General features: G+C 65.7%; 20 protein-coding genes. 5 read left to right on the top strand and 15 right to left on the bottom strand.

What is annotated here, in order from left to right:
* The first annotated feature begins 7 nt into the window (after positions 1 to 7).
* Both TGR7_RS07800 and TGR7_RS07795 read left to right on the top strand, forming a co-directional pair.
* On the top strand, positions 8 to 2,722 hold the full coding sequence (locus TGR7_RS07800) for a TRAP transporter permease (protein WP_049764725.1): 2,715 nt from the start codon (positions 8 to 10) through the stop codon (positions 2,720 to 2,722).
* A gap of 71 nt (positions 2,723 to 2,793) precedes the next feature.
* Positions 2,794 to 3,459: an outer membrane beta-barrel protein gene (locus TGR7_RS07795; RefSeq protein ID WP_012638121.1), complete on the top strand. Its 666-nt coding sequence runs from the start codon at positions 2,794 to 2,796 to the stop codon at positions 3,457 to 3,459.
* A gap of 193 nt (positions 3,460 to 3,652) precedes the next feature.
* Here the strand turns inward: TGR7_RS07795 and TGR7_RS07790 are convergent, their stop codons facing one another.
* Positions 3,653 to 4,180, bottom strand: coding sequence for a hypothetical protein (locus TGR7_RS07790; RefSeq protein WP_245523041.1), 528 nt, complete (start codon positions 4,178 to 4,180; stop codon positions 3,653 to 3,655).
* Positions 4,181 to 4,290: 110 nt separating this feature from the next.
* On the opposite strand from TGR7_RS07790, the gene TGR7_RS07785 reads away from it, so the two are divergent.
* From TGR7_RS07785 to TGR7_RS07775, 3 genes are all read left to right on the top strand, one after another.
* Positions 4,291 to 5,037 carry a metallophosphoesterase gene (locus TGR7_RS07785; protein ID WP_041442748.1) on the top strand — a complete coding sequence of 249 codons (747 nt, stop codon included), beginning with the start codon at positions 4,291 to 4,293 and terminating at the stop codon, positions 5,035 to 5,037.
* Between the two features lie 222 nt (positions 5,038 to 5,259).
* Positions 5,260 to 6,441: a pyridoxal-phosphate-dependent aminotransferase family protein gene (locus TGR7_RS07780; protein WP_012638118.1), complete on the top strand. Its 1,182-nt coding sequence runs from the start codon at positions 5,260 to 5,262 to the stop codon at positions 6,439 to 6,441.
* A 167-nt stretch (positions 6,442 to 6,608) separates the two neighbouring features.
* Positions 6,609 to 7,574: an arsenic resistance protein gene (locus TGR7_RS07775; protein WP_012638117.1), complete on the top strand. Its 966-nt coding sequence runs from the start codon at positions 6,609 to 6,611 to the stop codon at positions 7,572 to 7,574.
* 101 nt (positions 7,575 to 7,675) lie between these two features.
* Here the strand turns inward: TGR7_RS07775 and galU are convergent, their stop codons facing one another.
* The 14 genes from galU to serC all read right to left on the bottom strand — a co-directional run bounded on the left by galU (position 7,676) and on the right by serC (position 21,350).
* Positions 7,676 to 8,578 (bottom strand): UTP--glucose-1-phosphate uridylyltransferase GalU, encoded by a 903-nt coding sequence (galU, locus tag TGR7_RS07770; RefSeq protein ID WP_041441258.1) that lies wholly within the window; start codon positions 8,576 to 8,578, stop codon positions 7,676 to 7,678.
* Between the two features lie 109 nt (positions 8,579 to 8,687).
* Entirely contained in the window at positions 8,688 to 8,957 is a 270-nt protein-coding gene (locus TGR7_RS07765) for a ComEA family DNA-binding protein (protein ID WP_012638115.1), read from the bottom strand.
* A 92-nt stretch (positions 8,958 to 9,049) separates the two neighbouring features.
* A complete protein-coding gene (gene pyrF, locus TGR7_RS07760) occupies positions 9,050 to 9,775 on the bottom strand; it encodes an orotidine-5'-phosphate decarboxylase (RefSeq protein WP_012638114.1) in 726 nt (241 codons plus the stop codon).
* A 17-nt stretch (positions 9,776 to 9,792) separates the two neighbouring features.
* Positions 9,793 to 10,986 (bottom strand): lipopolysaccharide assembly protein LapB, encoded by a 1,194-nt coding sequence (gene lapB / locus TGR7_RS07755; protein WP_012638113.1) that lies wholly within the window; start codon positions 10,984 to 10,986, stop codon positions 9,793 to 9,795.
* A 2-nt stretch (positions 10,987 to 10,988) separates the two neighbouring features.
* Positions 10,989 to 11,282: a LapA family protein gene (locus tag TGR7_RS07750; protein WP_012638112.1), complete on the bottom strand. Its 294-nt coding sequence runs from the start codon at positions 11,280 to 11,282 to the stop codon at positions 10,989 to 10,991.
* Between the two features lie 44 nt (positions 11,283 to 11,326).
* Positions 11,327 to 11,617 (bottom strand): integration host factor subunit beta, encoded by a 291-nt coding sequence (locus TGR7_RS07745; RefSeq protein ID WP_012638111.1) that lies wholly within the window; start codon positions 11,615 to 11,617, stop codon positions 11,327 to 11,329.
* Between the two features lie 140 nt (positions 11,618 to 11,757).
* Positions 11,758 to 13,434: a 30S ribosomal protein S1 gene (gene rpsA / locus TGR7_RS07740; protein ID WP_012638110.1), complete on the bottom strand. Its 1,677-nt coding sequence runs from the start codon at positions 13,432 to 13,434 to the stop codon at positions 11,758 to 11,760.
* 105 nt (positions 13,435 to 13,539) lie between these two features.
* Positions 13,540 to 14,217 (bottom strand): (d)CMP kinase, encoded by a 678-nt coding sequence (gene cmk / locus TGR7_RS07735; RefSeq protein WP_012638109.1) that lies wholly within the window; start codon positions 14,215 to 14,217, stop codon positions 13,540 to 13,542.
* Entirely contained in the window at positions 14,214 to 15,539 is a 1,326-nt protein-coding gene (gene aroA / locus TGR7_RS07730) for a 3-phosphoshikimate 1-carboxyvinyltransferase (protein ID WP_012638108.1), read from the bottom strand. The genes cmk and aroA overlap by 4 nt, the downstream gene beginning before the upstream one ends.
* 179 nt (positions 15,540 to 15,718) lie before the next feature.
* Positions 15,719 to 16,576, bottom strand: coding sequence for a prephenate dehydrogenase (locus TGR7_RS07725; RefSeq protein ID WP_012638107.1), 858 nt, complete (start codon positions 16,574 to 16,576; stop codon positions 15,719 to 15,721).
* On the bottom strand, positions 16,573 to 17,694 hold the full coding sequence (gene hisC / locus TGR7_RS07720; RefSeq protein ID WP_012638106.1) for a histidinol-phosphate transaminase: 1,122 nt from the start codon (positions 17,692 to 17,694) through the stop codon (positions 16,573 to 16,575). Before hisC ends, TGR7_RS07725 begins: the two co-directional genes overlap by 4 nt.
* Before the next feature lie 183 nt (positions 17,695 to 17,877).
* Positions 17,878 to 18,966: a prephenate dehydratase gene (gene pheA / locus TGR7_RS07715; protein ID WP_012638105.1), complete on the bottom strand. Its 1,089-nt coding sequence runs from the start codon at positions 18,964 to 18,966 to the stop codon at positions 17,878 to 17,880.
* 6 nt (positions 18,967 to 18,972) lie between these two features.
* Positions 18,973 to 20,136: a phosphoglycerate dehydrogenase gene (locus tag TGR7_RS07710; protein WP_012638104.1), complete on the bottom strand. Its 1,164-nt coding sequence runs from the start codon at positions 20,134 to 20,136 to the stop codon at positions 18,973 to 18,975.
* A 131-nt stretch (positions 20,137 to 20,267) separates the two neighbouring features.
* Positions 20,268 to 21,350, bottom strand: a complete 1,083-nt coding sequence (serC, locus tag TGR7_RS07705; protein WP_012638103.1) for a 3-phosphoserine/phosphohydroxythreonine transaminase — start codon at positions 21,348 to 21,350, stop codon at positions 20,268 to 20,270.
* Positions 21,351 to 21,444 lie beyond the last annotated feature (94 nt).

Raw genomic sequence — 21,444 nt, 5'->3', positions numbered from 1 at the left:
GGCGCAGATGGCCGCCACCATGGAGATGGGGGCCCGGGACCCGGGTCGCCTGACCCGCGGCCTGATCTACGCCACCGCGCTGGCCTGGTCCCTGTTCCAGGTCTGGATCGCCTCTCCCTTCGGGTACTGGATCGGCGCCTTCGTCATTCCCGAGACCCAGGCCCGGGCCATTCACCTGGCCTTCGGCGTGTTCCTCGCCTATCTGGCCTTTCCCGCCTTCTCGCCCCTGGCCAGGGGTCACCGCCCCCTGGCCAGGGTCTTCTACATCGTATTCGGCCTGGGGCTCCTGTCCCTGGCCGCCTACAACCATCTCTCGGAACTGCCCCGCGCGGGGGTGTTCGCCCTGATCGGCGGGGTGGTGCTCGCCATGGCCTGGCCCAGCCTGCGGCCCTGCCCCGTGACCCGGGTACCGGCCCTGGACTGGATCTTCGCGGCCCTGGCGGCGTTCTGCGCCGCCTACCTGTACCTGTTCCACCAGGAACTGGCCCAGCGGCCCGGACGCGCCACGCCCACTGACCTGGTGGTGGCCGGTGTGGGCATGGCCCTGCTGCTGGAGGCCACCCGCCGGGTGCTGGGACCGGCCCTGATGATCATCGCCGGGGTGTTCCTGTTCTACACCTTCGCTGGCCCCTGGATGCCGGAGCTGCTGGCCCACCGGGGTGCCTCTTTCGGCCGGGCCATGTCCCAACAGTGGCTCTCCAACGAGGGGGTGTTCGGCATCGCCCTGGGGGTCTCCACCAGCTTCGTGTTCCTGTTCGTGCTGTTCGGTGCCCTGCTGGAACGGGCCGGGGCCGGCGGCTATTTCATCCGCGTGGCCTTTGCCCTGCTCGGACACCTGCGCGGCGGTCCCGCCAAGGCGGCGGTGGTGGCCTCGGGGCTCACCGGCGTGGTGTCCGGTTCCTCCATCGCCAACGTGGTGACCACCGGCACCTTCACCGTGCCGCTCATGAAACGGGTGGGTCTCTCCGGACAGAAGGCGGGCGCCGTGGAAGTGGCCAGTTCCGTGAACGGCCAGCTCATGCCGCCGGTGATGGGCGCCGCCGCCTTTCTCATGGTGGAGTACGTGGGCATCCCCTACGTGGAGGTGATCCGGCACGCCTTCCTGCCGGCGGTGATCGCCTACATCGCCCTGCTCTACATCGTGCACCTGGAGGCGATGAAGCTGGGACTGGAGGGCCTGCCCCGCTCCCGGATCGTCCCGGTCTGGCACCGGCTGCTGGGCTTCGCCCTCACGGTCTCCGGGCTGCTGATCCTGGCGGGCGGGGTCTATTACGGCCTGGGCTGGATCAAGGGGGTCGCCGGAGATGCATCGCCCTGGATCATCGGGGTGCTGGTGCTCGCGGCCTACGGACTGCTGCTCTGGTTTTCCAGCCGGGTGCCCGAATCCCACATGGTGGACGAGGAGCACCTGGTCCTGCCCGAACCCCGGCCCACCATCCAGAGCGGCCTGCACTTCCTGCTGCCGGTGGTGGTGCTGGTCTGGTGCCTGGTGGTGGAACGCCTCTCCCCCGGCCTGTCCGCCTTCTGGGCGGTGATGTTCATGGTATTCATCCTGCTCACCCAGCGTCCGCTCCTGTGCCTGTGCCGCGGACAGACCGGCCAGGGTCGGGCCGTGCTGCGCGGGGTGAAGGAACTGGGCGACGGCATGGTGCAGGGGGCGCGCAACATGGTGGGCATCGCCGTGGCCACCGCCGCCGCCGGCATCATCGTGGGCACCGTGGGCATGACCGGCATCGGCCTGGTGATGACCGACCTGGTGGAACTGCTCTCCGGCGGCAACCTGCTGCTCATGCTGCTGCTCACCGCGCTGATCTGCCTGGTCCTGGGCCTGGGCCTGCCCACCACGGCCAACTACATCATCGTCGCCACCCTGATGGCGCCGGTGATCGTGGATCTGGCCGCCCAGAACAACCTGCTGATCCCGCTCATCGCCGCGCACCTGTTCGTGTTCTATTTCGGCATCATGGCGGACGTCACCCCGCCGGTGGGCCTGGCCTCCTTCGCCGCCGCCGCCGTGGCAAGGGCCGACCCCATCCGCACCGGGGTGCAGGCCTTCTGGTACAGCCTGCGCACCGTGGCCCTGCCGTTCTTCTTCGTGTTCAACACCCAGCTGCTGCTGATCGGCATCACCAGCGCCTGGCAGCTGTTACTGACCTTCTTCGGGGCGCTGACTGGCATGCTGGTGTTCGCCGCCGCCACCCAGGGATGGTTCCTGACCCGCAGTCGCTGGCACGAGTCCGCCCTGCTGCTGGGCGTCGCCTTCACCCTGTTCGTGCCCGGTTTCTGGATGGATCGCATCCACCCGCCCCTTCAGACCGTGGAGCCCGCCCGCCTGCAACAGGTGGCCGAGGCCACGCCCGCCGGGGGCCACCTGCGCTTCACCCTCGAGGGCATGGACCTGGAGGGTCGGGAGATCGCCAGGGCCGTGATGCTGCCGCTCGGGGATGCCGGCGCCGGTGCGGAGCGCCTGACCCGGGCAGGTCTCGGCACCCTGGCCCTGGGCGACCAGGTGAGCGTGAGCTTCGTAAGTTTCGGCAGCCCCGCCGAACGCCTCGGTATCGAGAGCGGCTGGCGCATCACCGGCGTGCTGGTACCGGCGGACCGGCCGGCGCCGGAGTGGTTCTATCTGCCGGCGCTGGGTGTGCTGGGTGTGATATGGCTGCTGCAGCGGCGGCGCCTCGGGTTGGCACGTGAGGGGAAAGGCGTGAGGCGTCAGGGGTGAAGAATTCTCTCTCTCAGGATGCAGTACAATCCCCAGACACCTCACCCTCTCACTCCTACCCCCTCACGACAATGCCGCCACGCATCCTGCCGCTTCTCCTCCTGCTGATCCTTCCCCTGGCTGCACAGGCCCAGACCCGGACATCCGGCCCGGAACTGGAGGTCTATCTCAGCCGTGAGGTAAGCGACTGGCGCCTGGAGGGGGGCAGCACCGTGGAGAGCCGCATGAACCGCCTGGGCCTGAGCATCCACGATCGCGTGGGTGAGCGCGTCTGGGTCGGAATTCACGGCGGGTACCTGGAACTGACCCAGAGCGGCAACCCCGTCACCCAGGGCATGGACCTGAGCGGTTGGTACCTGGGCGCCTCGGGACGCTGGCGGTTCCTGGAACTGGGCCCCCTGGGGCTGAGCCTGCTGGGGCAGTACACCTACAACGAGGCGGACGACACCCTGGGGGACCAGAACACCCGCTACAGCTGGCATGCCTACGGGGCAGGCCTGGAATCGGCCCTGCGTTTCGACGCCATCCAGCTGCGTCTGGGGGCGGACTACACCCGGGTGGACGGCGACGAGAAATCCAGCGGCCCGGTGCAGCGCACCCTGAGCCTGTCGGAGGATGAGACGATCACTGCCCGGGCCGCCCTGGACCTGCTGGTGGATGCCACGGGCCGCATCAGTTTCCAGGTGGAGTCCGGTGGGCGGCGCAGTGCCGGGATCTGGTTCGCCCGCCAGTTCTGATCAGCCCGGACATGGCATCCAGGATCGCGAATGATCGAGGCCTCTGGGACTGTCTCGCTTGCTCATAGGGCGGCCCGTGGCCGCCTGGTGGCTGGATACCCGCGGCAAACGGCGGGCATGGCCCGCCCTATGCTTCTCCTGTAAGACGAGGGTGCGAGACTGGCCGGAGTCCGCAGTAGGTACAAGGGTCAGCTCAGCCTTCCCCGGAAAGCCGCCACAGCTCCATCAGGTAGGCCACGTCATGGTCGGCCCGGTGGGCATGCCCGGGCACGTTGCGCCAGGCCCGGGATTGCAGCGCCTGGATGCGCGCCTGGGCCTCCTCGCCCTTCAGGGACAGGCGCTGCTGCAGCAGGGGCGTGATGTCGGCCAGGCGGAAACTGGGCATGCGGTTGCCTGCCTCGAACAGGCGCAGCAGCCAGAACCGGTCCATGCTGAGTGCATCGGTCAGCACCGTCAGCCCGCCCAGGACCGCGTTCATGCGCCGGCAGATCTCCTCGGCCTCGACCCCCTCGCTGATCACCCGTTCACGCTCCAGTCCGTGGGCCTCTTCCGAGTGCTCGTCCCAGTCGGTCCAGTCCGCTTCGGGGCGGATCAGGTGGCATTCGATATGGCCGCGGGCGTCGGACCAGGCAACCTGGATGGGGTAGCTGTCCCCGGACAGGCTGGAGGCCTCGAAGTCCAGGAAACAGGGCATTCCCAGTTGGCAGGCAGGTTGGCTCATGAAGGCATAGGGTCCGGTGGTGCGGCCAGCTTGACCGCTCGTCAGGTTGAAAGCCACAGTCTAACCGGGATGCTCACCGCTTTGGTGCAGCACATCGTATGATCAGCCCCATGACAGAGCAGATCATGCGCCGCCTTGAACGCAACCCCCTGGGGCGGGATTTTGCCGTCGGGGATATCCACGGCATGTTCAGCCAGCTTGAACAGGCCCTGGATAGCCTCTGCTTCGATCCGGACCACGACCGTCTCATCTCGGTGGGCGACCTCATCGATCGGGGCCCGGAGTCGCACCGGGTCCTGGAGTTCCTCAACAAGTCCTGGTTTTACGCGGTGCAGGGCAATCATGAGCGCCTGCTGCTGGATTCCGAATCGGACGCGGACATGGCCTGTTCCTGGATCGCCCTCAACGGCGGTGAATGGTGGCGCGAGATCCCTAAGTCCGAACAGCCCGAGTACCGCAAGCGCATCCGCGCCCTGCCCTACATCCTGGAAGTGGACACCGACCAGGGACGGGTCGGCATCGTCCACGCGGATGTCCCCCTGGAACTGAGCTGGCAGGATTTCGTCGTCCGCCTGGAAACCGACCAGCGCCTGCGGGACTACGCGGTCTGGTCCCGCAGGCGCATCACCCAGTCCGAGTCCGGCGGCGAGATCCCGCCGATCGCGGGCATCGACCTGGTGGTGATGGGACACACCCCTCTGCAACAGGCGGTGCATGCCGGCAATATCTATTATCTGGACACCGGGGCCGCCTACGCCGAGGTGCTCAACGATGCCAAGCTGAGCATCCTGCAGATCCATCCCGAACGCATGCTCATCGAGTTTCCCACCGCGGACTCCGCACAGCCGGCAGCCTGAGCCGCGCATGCCCCGACGGCAGCGAGGGGCATGCCAGATCGCCCATACCGAGAGAGGCACGTTCGCAGCCTTGCCACTGGGCAGGCCTGCGCGCATCTGAACCGTAAGGGGGGGATGCCATGACGGACTCTGTAGACTTGTGACTCACACGGCCCACTCTCTATACTTGCGGACCCCACGAATTTGATCAGGTATTTTTCCAATCCAAATCCAGGTGAAATCATGACCTTCAAGTCCTTCCATCCTCCCGTGCGCACCCTCATGGGCCCCGGCCCCTCCGATGTGAATCCCCGGGTGCTGGCCGCCATGAGCCGCCCCACCATCGGTCACCTGGACCCGGTATTCGTGGACATGATGGACGAGATGAAGGGCCTGCTGCAGTACGCCTTCCAGACCCGCAACGCGCTCACCCTGCCCGTCTCCGCCCCCGGTTCCGCCGGCATGGAGACCTGCTTCGTGAACCTGGTGCAACCCGGTGACACCGTTGTGGTGTGCGCCAATGGGGTGTTCGGCGGACGCATGAAGGAGAACGTGGAGCGTTGCGGCGCCACACCGGTGATGGTGGAGGACGAATGGGGCAAGCCTGTCGATCCGCAGAAGCTCGAGGATGCCCTGAAGGCCCACCCGCAGGCCAGCACCGTGGCCTTCGTGCACGCCGAGACCTCCACCGGCGCCTGCTCCGACGTGAAGACCCTCACCGACATCGCCCACCGTCACGGTTGCCTGGTGATCGTGGACAGCGTCACGGGCCTGGGCGGCGTGGAACTGCGCGTCGACGACTGGGGCGTGGACGCCATCTACTCCGGCAGCCAGAAGTGCCTCTCCTGCACCCCCGGCCTGTCCCCGGTGAGCTTCAACGAGGCCGCTGTGGAACGCATCAAGTCCCGCAAGCACAAGGTTCAGAGCTGGTTCCTGGACCTGAGCCTGGTGATGGGCTACTGGGGCGGCGGCACCAAGCGCGCCTACCACCACACCGCGCCCATCAACGCCCTTTACGCCCTGCACGAATCCCTTGTCGTCCTGCAGGAGGAAGGCCTGGAGAACGCCTGGGCACGGCATCGCGCCCAGCACGAGGCGCTCAAGGCCGGCCTGGACACCATGGGCCTAAGCATGATCGTGGCCCCCGAGCATCGCCTGCCCCAGCTCAACGCCGTGAAGGTGCCCGCGGGCGTGGACGAGGCCGCCGTACGCAAGCTGCTGCTGGATGAGTTCAACCTGGAGATCGGCGCCGGCCTCGGCCCCCTGGCGGGCAAGGTCTGGCGCATCGGCCTGATGGGCTACGGCGCGAACCGCAAGAACGTGCTGTTCTGCCTGGGCGCCCTGGAGACCGCCCTGGTGGCCCAGGGTGCGGACATCGTCCCCGGTCGGGCCGTCGCCGCCGCACGGGCGGTCTACGGGGCCTGAATCATTCCCTGACGCCCCGGGTCTCCCGGGATCACGGGTGACCCATCCCTCGTCATAGGGCGGGCCGTGCCCGCCGTTGACCATCAAGGCTGACACAGCCGGTCAACGTGGTGGGCCGAATGGCGGCCATGGGCCGCCCTATTACACGGGGTGGCAGAGACACTGTGATGAGCCGCGAGTCACTGGAACGGCATCAGCTCTGGCTCTATCTCGCCGTCATCAGCCTGGGACTCGCCCTGGGCCTCCAGTTTCCTGCCCTCGCGGGTCTGCCGGACTGGGTGCTCTGGCCGGTGCTGGGTCTCCTGCTGTTTGCCACCTTCACCCAGGTGCCCATGAAACACCTGGGACGGGCCTTCGTGGATGCGCGCTTCACCCGCACGCTCCTGATCGCCAATTTTGTGCTCGTGCCGGCCCTGGTCTGGCTGCTGGTGCAGTTCCTGCCCGATGATCCGGTGATCCGCCTCGCGGTGGCCGCAGTGCTGCTGGTGCCCTGTACCGACTGGTTCATCAGCTTCACCCACCTGGGCCGCGGTGACACCGCCCGGGCCATCGCCGCCTCGCCCCTGCTGCTGTTCGCACAGATCCTGCTCCTGCCCTTCTACCTGGTGGTGCTGTTCGATGGGGCGATCTTTGCCAACGAACTGGATGCGGGGCGTCTGGTGGGGGTGTTCGTGGGGCTGATCGTCGTGCCCCTTGTCCTCGCCACCGTGCTGGAACACTGGGCCGCGGGTCGTGCCGAGCGAGGCGCGATCATCGCGCGCCTGGGCTGGCTGCCCGTGCCGCTGCTGGCACTGATGGTGTTCCTGATCGCGGCGAGCCAGGTACAGGTGGTGGTGCAGTGGTTCCCCGCCATGGGGACCGTCACCGCCGTGTTCGTCGCTTACCTGGTGATCACGGCCCTGGCGGGAAGATGGCTGGCAAGGGGAGCCGGACTGGGGATTCACGCCTCGCGCACCCTGGTGTTCAGCCTGGGGACACGCAACTCCTTCGTGGTCCTGCCCCTGGCCCTTGCCCTGCCGGCGGGCTGGGAGGCTGCCGTGGTGGTGATCGTGCTGCAGAGCCTGGTGGAACTGCTGGGCATGGCCCTCTACCTGCGATGGGTGCCCGCCCGCCTGCTTCCCGATAAACCGTAGGTCGGCCTTCAGGCCGACTGGCGATGTCTGATCAACAGCGCAGTCAGCCTGAAGGCCGACCTACGGCAGTGGTGGTCTGCCAGGGCCGCTGGCGCTTCCGGTCAGGCCTTGCGCCTCCCGGCACAAAGCTCGTCGATGTAGGCGCCAAAGTCATCCTGCAGTTCCGGATGCTTCAGGGCATATTCCACCGTGGCCTGCAGGTAGCCCAGCTTGCTGCCGCAGTCATAGCGCTTGCCCTTGAAGCGATGGGCGAGTACCTGCTCTTCCTTGAGCAGGCTGGCGATGGCGTCGGTGAGCTGGATCTCGCCACCGGCGCCACGGCCCGTGTTTTCCAGCAACTCGAAGATGCGCGGCGTGAGGATGTATCGACCCACCACAGCCATATTGGAGGGTGCGTCCTTGGGGGCCGGCTTCTCGACGATGCCCTTCACCCGCCACAGGTCATCTTCCAGGGGCTCGGGCGTGACCACACCGTACTTGTTGGTGTCCTCGTGGGGGACTTCCTCCACGCCCAGGACGCTGCAGCCGTGGCGATTGTAGATCTCCACCATCTGGGTCAGGGCGCCGCCGTGTCCCTGGCCATCCACCAGGTCGTCGGCCAGGATCACCGCGAAGGGTTCATCGCCCACCACCGGCCGGGCGCAGCCGACCGCATGCCCCAGGCCCAGGGCCTCGGCCTGGCGGATGTACACACAGGACACGTGAGGCGGCAGGATGTTGCGCACGATGGCCAGCATCTTCTCCTTGCCACGCTCCTCCAGTTCCGTCTCCAGCTCGTAGGCCTTATCGAAGTGATCGGGGATGGAGCGTTTGTTGCGTCCGGTCACGAATACCAGCACATCGATGCCCGCAGCCACCGCCTCCTCCGCCGCGTACTGGATCAGCGGCTTGTCGACGATGGGCAGCATTTCCTTGGGATTGGCCTTGGTCGCGGGCAGAAATCGGGTGCCCATGCCGGCGACAGGGAACACGGCCTTGCGAATCTTCTTGTGCATAGGGTCCATGCATGCGTGAGCTGTGGGTGTGGACGAACACGATAGCATAACGGCCCCGCCGGCTGGAGGGCCGGCGGGGCCGCTGTGATGGATCCTCACCGGCAGGGCCGGTACCGGATCATTCGAACGCGATGCGCTCCCGGTTCTCCTGAACAGTCCGTTCGCCAATACCGCTGACCTGAGTCAGCTCGTGCAGGGAGCGGAACGGGCCGTGCTGCTCCCGGTGGGCAATGATTGCCTCCGCGCGGGACGGACCGATGCCAGTCAATTGGGTGAGGGTCTGGGCGTCGGCGGTATTGACGTTGATGCGCGCGTCGGGCGCATCCGCGAACACCGGCAGGGAGAAGAACAGCAGGATTGCAAACGCAATGACAGACAGATGTTTCATGACCTATGCCTCCTTTCGGTTTCCATGGCGATCCTTGGTCATCCCGAACCTTCCAGATTGCATGGTCGGGACGAGACTGAGTCTATCAGGCATTACACGGAATGCAAATGCGCCCCGCGGATCTCCGCGTTCATGGCCTCCAGCACCTCCATGGGCGAATCGGCACGGGTGATGGGACGGCCCACCACCAGGTAGCTCGATCCGGCGCGGATGGCCTCGGCCGGTGTCATGACCCGGCGCTGGTCATCCTGTTCCGCGCTGCGCGGACGGATGCCCGGGGTCACCAGCAGGAAATCCTCGCCGTGTCGCTGGCGCAGCATCGGCGCCTCACTGGCAGAGCAGACCACCCCGTCCAGGCCGCTGGCCGCGGCGAGCCCGGCCAGGGCCTCGGCAAGCCGGCCCACGTCCTTGCCAAGCCCCAGCTCATCCAGATCCCGTTCGTCCATGGAGGTCAGCACGGTCACGGCGATGAGCCTGGGGCGGTGGGACTGGCCGTCCAGGGCCTCCCGGGCTGCCTGAAGCATGCGGCCGCCGCCGGAGGCGTGCACGTTCATCATCCACACGCCGAGCTGGGCTGCTGCCCGGCAGGCGGAGGCGACGGTGTTGGGAATGTCGTGAAACTTGAGATCCAGGAACACGTCGAAGCCCGCTGCCACCAGCTTCTCCACCAGCGCCGGACCGGCACTGACGAACAGTTCGAAGCCTACCTTGAGACGACAGGCAGCGGGATCCAGCCGGGCGGTGAATTCCAGGGCCTGGCCGGCATCCGGAAAATCCAGGGCGATAATGATACGGGGGTCGTTGTATATGGCAGGCATGATTGATCGGCTCTTGGTCAGGGGCTCAGGACCGTCTGGGGTCGCTCTGCGTGCAGTTCCCGGGGCTTGATGCTGCTCCACTGGTGGCAGCCGGGACAGCACCAGAAATGGCTGCGCGAACTGAATCCGCAATGGTTGCAACGATACAAGGGGCGCAGTTGCAGGTAATGTTCCAGGGCGTGCGCGGCGCGATTGAGTACCTCGCCCGCTGCCGTATCCTCTGCCCTGCCGGACTGGATCTTGAGATAGGCCTGAAGTGCCGGCAGGGTCAGTTTGCCCCGGGACAGCTCATGGTCTATGAGCTGATCCACCTCCGCTTCCCGCCCTTCCGCATGCAGTGCGTCGATATGCGCCAACAAGGTGGTCTGGCAGGCGTCCGGCTCACGCAGGCGCGCCAGGAAGCGCTCGTAGCCAGTATTGTCGTTGAGTCTGGCATAGGCGGCGCGTACGCGATCAAGCACCAGGATGGCGAAGTCAGGATGCTGCTCCAGGACACGGCTGAAATGCTTGAGCGCCTGCCGATCGTCCTGTTCAGCCACCGCCAGATCGCCCAGCAGGATACTGGCACGCGCACAATTGCGATCGCTGGACAGGGCCTTGCGGGCATGGCTCGCCGCCCTGGCGGGATCGCCGTTGCGAAACGCCTGTTCACCCAGCTCGCAGTGATAGTGGGCAATGTGTTCATACTGGGGCTCGGCACTGAAGCGGCGCAGGTGCTCGGCGGCCCAGATGGCACGCTCCCATTCCTTCTCCTGCTCGTAGAGCGCCCTGAGACGGCCATAGGCCTCGGCCTCCAGGTAGCCGGTGTTGATCAGTTCCCGAAACAGTCCCTCGGCGCGGTCCAGCACGCCCGCCTTCATGTAGTCTCGACCCAGTTCCAGCAGGGCATTGGCCCGCTGGCGGGGCTCCAGGTTGGGGCGTGCAATGAGGTTCTGGTGGATGCGGATGGCGCGATCCACTTCACCCCGGCGACGAAACAGGCTGCCCAGGATGAGATGGGTCTCCACCGTGTCGGAGTCCACGTCCACCATGTCGATGAACACCGCCAGGGCGCGGTCGGACTGCTCGTTCAGCAGATAGTTGAGGCCCTTGATGTAATCCTCGGACAGGGCGCCAGTGAGGGTCCGTTTGGATTTGCGCCCGGTGCGGCGCGCGGCCAGCCAGCCCGAGGCGGCTGCGACTGGAAGTAGCAGCCAGAGCAACTCGGTCATGGTCAGTAGGCGTCCTTGATGGGGATCTTGCGCAACTGGTTGAGCTCCTCCTCCGCCAGCCGGATGCGCTTGCGCAATTTCCGGTTGTCGTTGAGGTGGCGCAGGATGAATCCGGTACAGGCAAATGCGCCCAGGATCGCGCCGATGAGAATGCTCAGGAATATCAGGATGGACAGGGGCAGCTGCACCTCGCCCAGATAGAGATTCACCGCCACGGAACCCGCGTTGAGCAGGGAGAATGTCGCGCCGATCAGGACGGCCAGAGCCAGGGCCAGCAGCAGGATCAGCTTGCGCACTCTGGAGACTCCATGGGTTGGTGTTTCAGGAAGACTGTGCGGATTTACTGTTCGTGGACGGCATTGACACGTTCACGCAGTTCCTTGCCCGGTTTGAAATGGGGTACGTACTTGCCCGGCAGGGATACGGTCTCGCCGGTCTTGGGGTTACGGCCCACGCGCGGCGGCCGGAAATGCAGGGAAAAGCTGCCGAAACCGCGGATCTCGATGCGGTCACCGGTGGCCAGGGCCTGGCTGAGATGTTCCAGCATGGTCTTCACCGAGAGTTCCACGTCCTTGTAGGCCAGATGGCTCTGCTTGCGAGCAAGGATCTCGATGAGTTCGGACTTGGTCATCACAGGGTCTCCGCCACTGGGTTACGTGATAGAACACGCTCGGGACTGTGGAGCATGGACGCCGGCATCGGATATCCGGCCAGTCCATCACACAAAAGGCCGGCCGGGCTGAGGCCCGACCGGCTTTGTTACGAATTGCCTTACTTGTCCTTGGAGCCCATCTGCTCCTTGAGGAGATCCCCAAGGGAGGTGGTGGCGGAGCCGGAGCTGCTGCTGTAGTCCTGCAGCGCCTCGGCTTCCTCGGCGTAATCCTTCGCCTTGATGGACAGGGTCACGGTGCGGTTCTTGCGATCCACGCCCATGAACTTGGCTTCCACCGTATCGCCCACGTTGAGCACAGAACGCACGTCTTCCACGCGGTCGCGGGACAGTTCGGAGGCGCGCAGCACGCCATCCACGCTGTCGGCCAACTCCACGATGGCGGCCTTGGCGTCCACTTCCTTGACCACGCCCTTGACGATGCTGCCCTTGGCGTGTTCGGCCACGAAGTTGGAGAAGGGGTCCTTGTCCAGCTGCTTCACGCCCAGGGAGATGCGCTCGCGCTCCGGATCCACGGCCAGCACCACGGCCTCGATCTCGTCGCCCTTCTTGTAGTTGCGCACGGCCTCTTCGCCTTCCATGTTCCAGGACAGGTCGGAGAGGTGCACCAGGCCGTCGATGCCACCGTCCAGGCCCACGAAGATGCCGAAGTCGGTGATGGACTTGATCACGCCGGAGACCTTCTCACCCTTGTTGTGGGTGGCGGCGAACTCGTCCCAGGGATTGGCCTTGCACTGCTTGATGCCCAGGGAGATGCGGCGACGCTCCTCGTCGATGTCGAGGATCATCACTTCGACCTCGTCACCCACGGCGACCATCTTGTTGGGGGCGATGTTCTTGTTGGTCCAGTCCATCTCGGACACGTGCACCAGGCCTTCCACGCCGTCTTCGATTTCCACGAAGCAGCCGTAGTCGGTGATGTTGGTGACCTTGCCGAACAGGCGGGAGCCGATGGGGTAACGACGGGTGATGTTCTCCCACGGGTCGTCGCCCAGCTGCTTCAGGCCCAGGGATACGCGGTTACGCTCGCGGTCGAACTTGAGCACCTTGACCTCGATCTCCTGACCGATCTCCACCACCTCGGAGGGATGCTTGACGCGCTTCCAGGCCATGTCGGTGATGTGCAGCAGGCCGTCGATGCCGCCCAGGTCCAGGAACGCACCGTAGTCGGTGAGGTTCTTGACGATGCCCTTGAGCACCATGCCTTCCTGCAGGTTCTTGAGCAGTTCGTCGCGCTCGGCGCTGTATTCCTTCTCCACCACGGCGCGGCGGGAGACAACGACGTTGTTGCGGCGCTGGTCGAGCTTGATGAGCTTGAACTCCAGCTCCTTGCCTTCCAGGTAGGCGGTGTCGCGCACCGGGCGCACATCGACGAGGGAACCGGGAAGGAAGGCGCGGATGTCGCCGAGTTCCACGGTGAAGCCGCCCTTGACCTTGCCGGAGATCATGCCGGTGATGGTCTGGTCGCTTTCCATGGCGGTTTCCAGGCGTTCCCAGGCCTTCGCGCGCTTGGCCTTCTCGCGGGACAGACGGGTTTCACCGAAGCCGTCTTCGGGGCTCTCGAGAGCCACCTCGACCACGTCGCCCACCTTGACTTCCATTTCCCCTCTTTCGTTGAGGAACTGGTCGGCGGGGACCACGCCTTCAGACTTCAGACCTGCGTTGATCACCACCACGTCGGGCGTCACGTGAATGACGGTGCCGTTGATGATGCTGCCTGGCTTCATCTGCGTGAAGGCCATGCTCTCTTCGAACAGTTGCGCGAAACTTTCACTCATGAGTTGATTGAACCTGCAATGCGGATCCTGTGCATTCCCTGCCCGGACCGGTTGATGGTGTTGTGACCGAGGGACGATCCTGTCCTGGTCGTTGAACATTAATGTTTAGGTCAAATTTCTTTCTTCGGCCAGTCGCAGCACCTGTTCGAGCACGGATTCGATGTCGAGATGGGTGGAATCCAGGACCACCGCGTCATCGGCCGGCTTCAATGGCGCCACGCTCCGCTCGGCATCCCGGCGGTCGCGTTCGGCCAGCTCTTCCGAAAGGGCGTGAAGGTTAGCACTAAGTCCTTGTTCTTTCAACTGCTTATAACGGCGCCTGGCGCGCTCCTCGCAGCTGGCGGTGAGAAACACCTTCAGGGGGGCATCGCTGAACACCACGGTGCCCATGTCCCGGCCGTCGGCCACCAGCCCCGGGGCCTGCCGGAAGGCCCGCTGGCGGTCCAGCAGGGCGTCGCGCACCGGCTGCAGGGCGGCCACCCGGGAGGCGGCGTTGCCGGCCTGCTCGGTGCGTAGTTCCCCGCCCACCGGGGCGCCATCCAGGACGATCACCGGGGCCCCCTGCCCGTCCACCTCGAAGCGCACATCCAGGTTCCGTGCCAGTTCCGCCACGGCCGCCACGTCGTCCAGGGCCATGCCCCGGCGCAGGGCGGCCAGGGCCACCAGGCGGTACAGGGCGCCGCTGTCCAGCCAGTGCCAGCCCAGGCGTTCCGCCACCAGGCGGCTCAGGGTGCCCTTGCCGGAACCGCTGGGTCCGTCGATGGTGATGACCGGCGCCGTCACGACTGGGGCCCCTGGGTGATCGCGAGCCCTGCCCCTGCGGCGAGTTCCACGAAGCCCGGGAAGGAGGTGTTCACGTTGGCGCAGTTGCGGATGTGCATGGCCCCCTCGGCGCGCAGGGCCCCCATGGCGAAGCTCATGGCGATGCGGTGATCCCCGTGGCTGTCCACGGTGGCGCCGCGCAGCTGGCCGCCGCGGATGCGGATGCCGTCCGGGGTGGGCTCGGCCTCGATGCCGCAGGCCAGCAGGCCGTCGGCCATCACCTGGATGCGGTCGCTCTCCTTGACCCGCAGTTCCTCGGCCCCGGTGAGCAGGGTCTCCCCCTCGGCACAGGCGGCGGCTATGAACAGCGCCGGGAATTCGTCGATGGCCAGGGGCACCAGTTCCTCGGGGATGCGCACGCCCCGAAGCGGCGCGCTCACCACTCTCAGATCCGCCACCGGTTCACCGCCCGCCTCCCGGGGGTTCTCCACGTGGATCTCGGCGCCCATGAGCCGCAGGATGTCGATCACGCCCACCCGGGTGGGGTTCATGCCCACGTGTTCCAGGGTGATCTCGGAGCCCTTGGCGATGCTGGCGCCCACCAGGAAGAAGGCCGCCGAGGAGATGTCCGCGGGCACGTCGATGCGGGTGGCCTTGAGCCGCCCGCCGCCCTGGACGCAGGCCCGGTTGCCCTCGCGGCTCACCGGATAGCCGAAGCCGGTGAGCATGCGCTCGGTGTGGTCCCGGGTGGGGGCCGGCTCGGTGACGCAGGTGCTGCCCTCGGCGTAGAGGCCAGCGAGCAGCAGGCAGGACTTCACCTGGGCGCTGGCCATGGGCATTTGATAGTCGATGCCCCTGAGTGTCTGGCCGCCGTGCACATGCAGGGGTGGCGTGCCGGTCGCGCTGGTGTCGATCCGGGCGCCCATGGCAGCCAGCGGCTCGGTGACCCGCTTCATGGGCCGCTTGGTCAGGGAGGCATCGCCCACCAGGGTGGTATCGAAGGCCTGCCCCGCCAACAGGCCGGACATGAGACGCATGGAGGTGCCGGAATTGCCCAGATCCAGGGGCCCGGCGGGTGCCTTGAGGCCGTGCAGGCCGACGCCCTGAATGGTCACCCTGCCCTCCCTGGGCCCGTCGATCTGCACGCCCATGGCCCGGAAGGCGGCGAGGGTGGCCATGCAGTCCTCACCATTGAGGAAGCCGGTGACCTCCGTGGTGCCCTCGGCCAGGGAGCCCAGCATGATGGAACGATGGGAAATGGACTTGTCCCCGGGCACCCGGATGCGCCCGGTCAGCGTGCCACCGGATTGGACCTCGAATGCGAGTTCTTGTGCTTGTGACATTGAGTCTTGTTTCCTCAAATCTATTAACGCAGAGAACGCCAAGAAAATACCTTGGGAAAATTCGCCTGATGGAAATGCTGGAATACTTTAGATACTGCTCCCAATGTTTCCGACCATAGCAATCTTCTTTGCGATCTCCGCGCCTTTGCGCTCTCTGCGTTGAATCCCAGTATCAAATATCAATGACAAAACCGGTCCCGGGCCGCCTTGGCCCGCTGGAAGATCTCCAGCAGCCGGTCGCCGTCGCCCTGCTGCACGGCCTCGGTGATGCCGTCCAGGTCCTCCCGGTAGTGAGACATGACCTTGAGGATGGCCTGGCTGTTGGCAAGGCAGATGTCCCGCCACATGACCGGGTCGCTGGAGGCGATGCGGGTGAAATCCCGGAAACCGCCCGCGGCGTAACGGAAGATCTCGTCGCGCTCGCCCATGCGCGCCAGGCTGTCCACCAGGCCAAAGGCCAGCAGGTGGGGTAGATGGCTGGTGGCGGCCAGGACCTCATCATGGTGTTCAACGCCCATCTCCTCCACTACCGCGCCGGCCACCTCCCACATGGCGCGCACTTGCCGCACGGCATCGGGACGGGTGTGCGCCAGCGGCGTCAGGATCACCCGGCGACCTTGATAGAGTTCCGGGAAGGCGGCTTCCACGCCGCTCTTCTCCGTGCCGGCAATGGGATGTCCGGGCACGAAGCTGGCCGGCGCCTCGCCGAAGGCGGCGCTCACCGCGGCCACCACGCTCGCCTTGGCGCTGCCCACGTCGGTGAGCACCGCATCCGGGGCCAGGGCATCGCCAATGGCGCGGCACACCGCTTCCATGGCACCCAGGGGCACGGCCAGCAGCACCATGTCCGCGTCACGCACCGCTTCGGCCGGTTCCAGGCTGTAGGCGTCGATCACGCCCAACTCCACGGCCCGCTTGAGGTGCGCCTCGGAACGGGAACAGGCCACCACCTGTTTGCAGTAGCCGGCCCGGCGCAGGGCCAGGGCCAGGGAACCGCCGATCAGGCCGGCGCCGATGATGGCGAGCTTGCGGATCAAGCGCGCAGCACCTTGTCCAGGGCAGCAATGAAACGGGTGTTCTCGTGCGCGCGGCCGATGGTCACCCGCAAGTGATTGGGCAGGCCGTAGCCGGCGATGGGACGCACGATCACGCCCTCGCGCAGCAGGGCCTGGTACACGGGGCCCGCCTCCCGGCCCATGTCAATGGACAGGAAGTTGCCCACCGAGGGGATGAAACCCAGGCCCCGTTCCCGGCAGGCGTCCATCACCTGGACCAGGCCTTCCCGGTTGACGCGCACGCTCTCGCTCACGTGGTCGGTGTCGTCCAGTGCCGCCACGGCGGCGGCCTGGGCCAGCAGGTTGGTGTTGAAGGGCTGGCGCACCCGGTTGAGGATGTCCGCCACCGCCTCGCCGGAGACGCCGTAACCGATGCGCAGGCCCGCGAGTCCGTGGATCTTGGAGAAGGTGCGGGTCAGCAGCAGGTTGGGAAAGGCATCCAGCCAGCGGCTGCTGTCCGGGTAGCCATCCGCCTCCACGTACTCGAAATAGGCCTCGTCCATGACCACCAGGACGTCCTCGGGCACCCGCTTGAGGAAGCCGTGTACCGCGTCCTCGTCCAGCCAGGTGCCCGTGGGGTTGTTGGGGTTGGCCACGAACACCACCCGGGTATCGGCATTGATGAGGGACGCCATGGCGTCCAGGTCATGGCCGTAGGGCATGGCATGGTCGGGGCCGTTGGCCGGGGCCACCCGGGCCTCGGCGCCCACCGCCTGCACCACGATGGGATAGACGGCGAAGGCATGGGCGCTGAACACCGCATTGCGCGCCGGCGCCAGGTAGGCACGGGCCACCAGCTCCAGGATCTCGTTGGAACCGTTGCCCAGCGTGATGCGCGAGGGAGCGACATCGAACTGCTCGGCCAGCCGCCGCTTCAGGGCAAAGCCGTTGCCGTCGGGATACAGGGCGATGCCGCCCAGTTGGGCGCGCACGGCCTCGAGCGCCTTCGGGCTCGGACCCAGGGGATTCTCGTTGGAGGCGAGCTTGATGCTTTCGCGGATACCCAGTTCCCGCTCCAGTTCCTCGATGGGCTTGCCGGGCTGATAGGGGGTCAGGTTCTGCACCCCGGCCAGCGCCAGGGCCCGATAATCGCAACTCATGTTTGAATTCCGGTGGTTATGTAGGGGGCGGAAGACCGGTTCAATGAAAGACACAAAATCTCGACAGGATTAACAGGATTCACAAGGTCAAACAGGGTTTCGTCTTATTTCTTTTAATCTTGAAAATCTTGTTAATCCTGTCAGAAAAGTCTTTTCAGGTCTTTGCGTTGGACATTTTCTCAATCAAAGCACCGCTCTGGGATAGGACCCCAGCACCTTGACCAGATCCGCTTCCTGTTCCAGGGCCGCGATGGCCTGGCGCACCTTGTCGTCTTCCTCGTGACCTTCCACGTCGATGAAGAACACGTAATCCCAGTTCACGCAGTGGGAGGGACGGGATTCGATGCGCGTCAGGCTCACGTCCGCGCGGGCGAAGGGCTCCAGCAGGCGGTACAGGGAACCGGGGCGGTTTCGGGTGGACAGCAGCAGGGAAGTCTTGTCCCGGCCTGACGGCCCGCTGGCCCGCTGACCAATCACCAGGAAACGGGTGGTGTTGTCCGGGGCATCCTCGATGTTGGCGTTGAGGACATTGAGCACGTAACGTTCGGCGGCCGCCTGGCTGGCGATGGCACCGGCGCCCTCCTCCTCGGCGGCACGCCGCGCGGCCACGGCGTTGCTGCTCACCGGGATGCGCTCGGCCTGGGGCAGGTTGGCGTCCAGCCACTCCCGGCACTGGGCGAGAGACTGCTGGTGGGAATAGATGCGCTTGACCTGTTCCCGGGCGAGGCCGGGTTTCGCCATCAGGTGATGATGGATGCGCAGGGCCACCTCGCCGCAGATCTTGAGCGGCGACTGCATGAAGCGGTCCAGGGTGTGGGTGACCACGCCCTCGGTGGAATTTTCCACCGGCACCACGCCGTAATGGGCGGCGCCGGACTCCACCTCCCGGAACACCTCGTCGATGGCACCCAGGGGCACGGTGTGCACCGAGTGGCCGAAGTGCTTGAGGGCCGCCGCCTGGGTGAAAGTGCCCTCGGGACCCAGGAAGGCGACGTTGAGGGGTTCTTCCAGGGCGAGGCAGGCGGACATGATCTCCCGGAACAGGCGCGCCATCTCCTCGGCATCCAGAGGGCCTGGATTGCGCTGCTGGATCTTGCGCAGGATCTGCGCCTCGCGCTCGGGACGATAGAACTCGGCGTTGGGATCCGCGTCGCGCTTGACCTTGGCCACCGCCTGGGCACAGCGGGCCCGCTCGCTGATCAGCCTGAGCAGTTCATCGTCCAGGGCATCGATGCGCGCCCGGATCTGTTCCAGTGATTCCTGTTCGCTCATGAGTCTCTACAACACCCGTACCCGCAGGACGCCATCGATGGCGGAGATCTCCCGGGCGGCATCTTCGGTGATCTCGCCTTCCACGTCCATGATCGTGTAGGCGATGGCGCCCCGGGATTCGTTGACCATGTGCACGATGTTCAGGCTGGCCTTGCCCAGGATGTGGGAGATCTGACCCACCATGTCGGGCAGGTTGCGGTTGATCACCGCGAGCCGGGAGTCGCCGGCCCTTGGCAGGAACACCTCGGGCAGGTTGACGGAGTTACGCACGTTGCCGTTCTCCAGATACTCCCGCAGCTGCTCGGCGACGATCACGGCGCAGTTCTCTTCCGCCTCGTGGGTGGAGGCACCCAGGTGGGGCAGCGCGATGACCTTGGGATTCGCCAGCAAGGCAGGCGTCGGGAAATCGCACACGTAGGCGTGCAGCTGACCCGCGTCCAGGGCACGGCACACCGCTTCCTCGTCCACGATGCCGGCGCGGGCGAAGTTGAGCAGCACCGCGCCCGACTTCATGCGGCCCAGGCGGTCGGCGTTGATCATGTTGCGGGTGGCGTCGTTGAGCGGCACGTGGAAGGTGACGAAATCGGAGCGGGACAGCAGGTCATCCACGCTGGCGGCATGTTGCACGTCGGACGACAACTGCCAGGCGCTGCGCACGGTGATCTTGGGATCGTAGCCGATCACATGCATGCCCAGGGCGCGGGCGGCGTTGGCGATGCGCACGCCGATGGCGCCCAGGCCGATGACGCCCAGGGTCCGGCCGGGCAGTTCGAAGCCCACGAATTTCTTCTTGCCCGCCTCCACCCGGTGTTCCAGGTCCGGGGCCGCGGTATCCAGGTTGCGGGTATAGTCCCAGGCGGTGCAGAGATTGCGCGCGGCCATGAACATGCCTGCCAGCACCAGTTCCTTCACCGCGTTGGCGTTGGCGCCGGGCGCGTTGAACACCGCCACGCCCCGCTCGCTCATGGCCTCCACGGGGATGTTGTTCACCCCGGCACCGGCCCGGCCGATGGCCTTCAGATCAGCGGGCAGGTCCATGTCGTGCATGTTGAAGGAACGCACCAGCACCGCGTCCGGGTGAGACATCTCGGAGGCGATCTCGTAATGGTCCCGGGGAAAGCAATCCAGGCCCTTCACGGAGATGTTGTTGAGCGTCAGTATCTTGTACATGGGTCGTTGCCTGAATGATTTTTTATTTTTGCCACAGAGGTCACAGAGGTCACAGAGTTAAAAAAACAAGGAAATCCAGATTGTTTTGTTTCTGTCTCTGTGACCTCTGCGTCCTCTGTGGCTGAATTGTTTCAGCCCTTGCGCTGTTCGAAGTCGGCCATGAAATCCACCAGCGCGCTTACGCCCGCCTCGGGCATGGCGTTGTAGATGCTGGCGCGCATGCCGCCCACCGAGCGGTGGCCCTTGAGGGTCGTCAGGCCCAGCGCGGCGGCCTCCTTGAGGAACTCGCCGTCCAGGTCGGGATTGGCCAGGGTGAAGGGCACGTTCATCCAGGAGCGGCAGGCCGGGTCCACGGGATTGGCGTAGAAGTCCGAGCCGTCGATGGCGTCGTAGAGCTTGCGGGCCTTGCGTTCGTTGATCTGTGCCATGGCCTTGAGGCCACCCAGGCCCAGCAGCCACTGGAACACCAGGCCGGCCAGGTACCAGCCGTAGGTGGGCGGGGTGTTGTACATGGAATCGTTGTCGGCGTGCACCTTGTAATCGAACATGGTGGGCGTGCCGGCGAGGGTCTCGCCGATCAGGTCCTCACGCACGATGACGATGGTCAGGCCCGCCGGTCCGATGTTCTTCTGGGCGCCGGCGTAGATCAGGCCGAAGCGGGAGACATCCACGGGGCGGGACAGGATGGTGGAGGACATGTCCGCCACCAGGGGCACATCCCCGGTCTCCGGGATCCACGGAAACTCCACGCCACCGATGGTCTCGTTGGGGGTGTAGTGCAGATAGGCCGCGTCCTCACTGCGCTGCCAGGTCTCGAAGGCGGGCACGGAATTGAAACCGTCCGCTGCGCTGCTGGCCGCCACGTTCACGTCCGCGTACTTGCGGGCCTCCTCGATGGCCTTCTTGGACCAGGCGCCGGTATTGACGTAATCGACGCGCTTTTTGCCGCGCAGCAGGTTCATGGGCACCATGGCGAACTGCGCCGATGCGCCACCCTGCAGGAACAGGACCTTGTAGTTGTCCGGGATCTCCATGAGGGTGCGCAGGTCACGTTCGGCGGCCTCGGCGATGGACATGAAGGCCTTGCCCCGGTGGCTCATCTCCATCACCGACATGCCGGTACCGTTCCAGTCCAGCATCTCCTCCCGGGCCTTTTCGAGCACCGGCTCGGGCAGCATGGCGGGACCTGCACTGAAATTGAACACGCGCGTCATGGGGACCTCGGGTTGTGGTTCGCTGTGGTTGTCTGGAAATCTGTCAGGTCTTGGCGTCGCCGGGCGTCGGTTGGGGTGAGCGCAGCGAACCCCA

It is taken from the genome of Thioalkalivibrio sulfidiphilus HL-EbGr7, assembly GCF_000021985.1.
GTDB lineage: Bacteria > Pseudomonadota > Gammaproteobacteria > Ectothiorhodospirales > Ectothiorhodospiraceae > Thioalkalivibrio_A > Thioalkalivibrio_A sulfidiphilus.
This window is presented reverse-complemented; position numbering and strand designations above follow the sequence as displayed.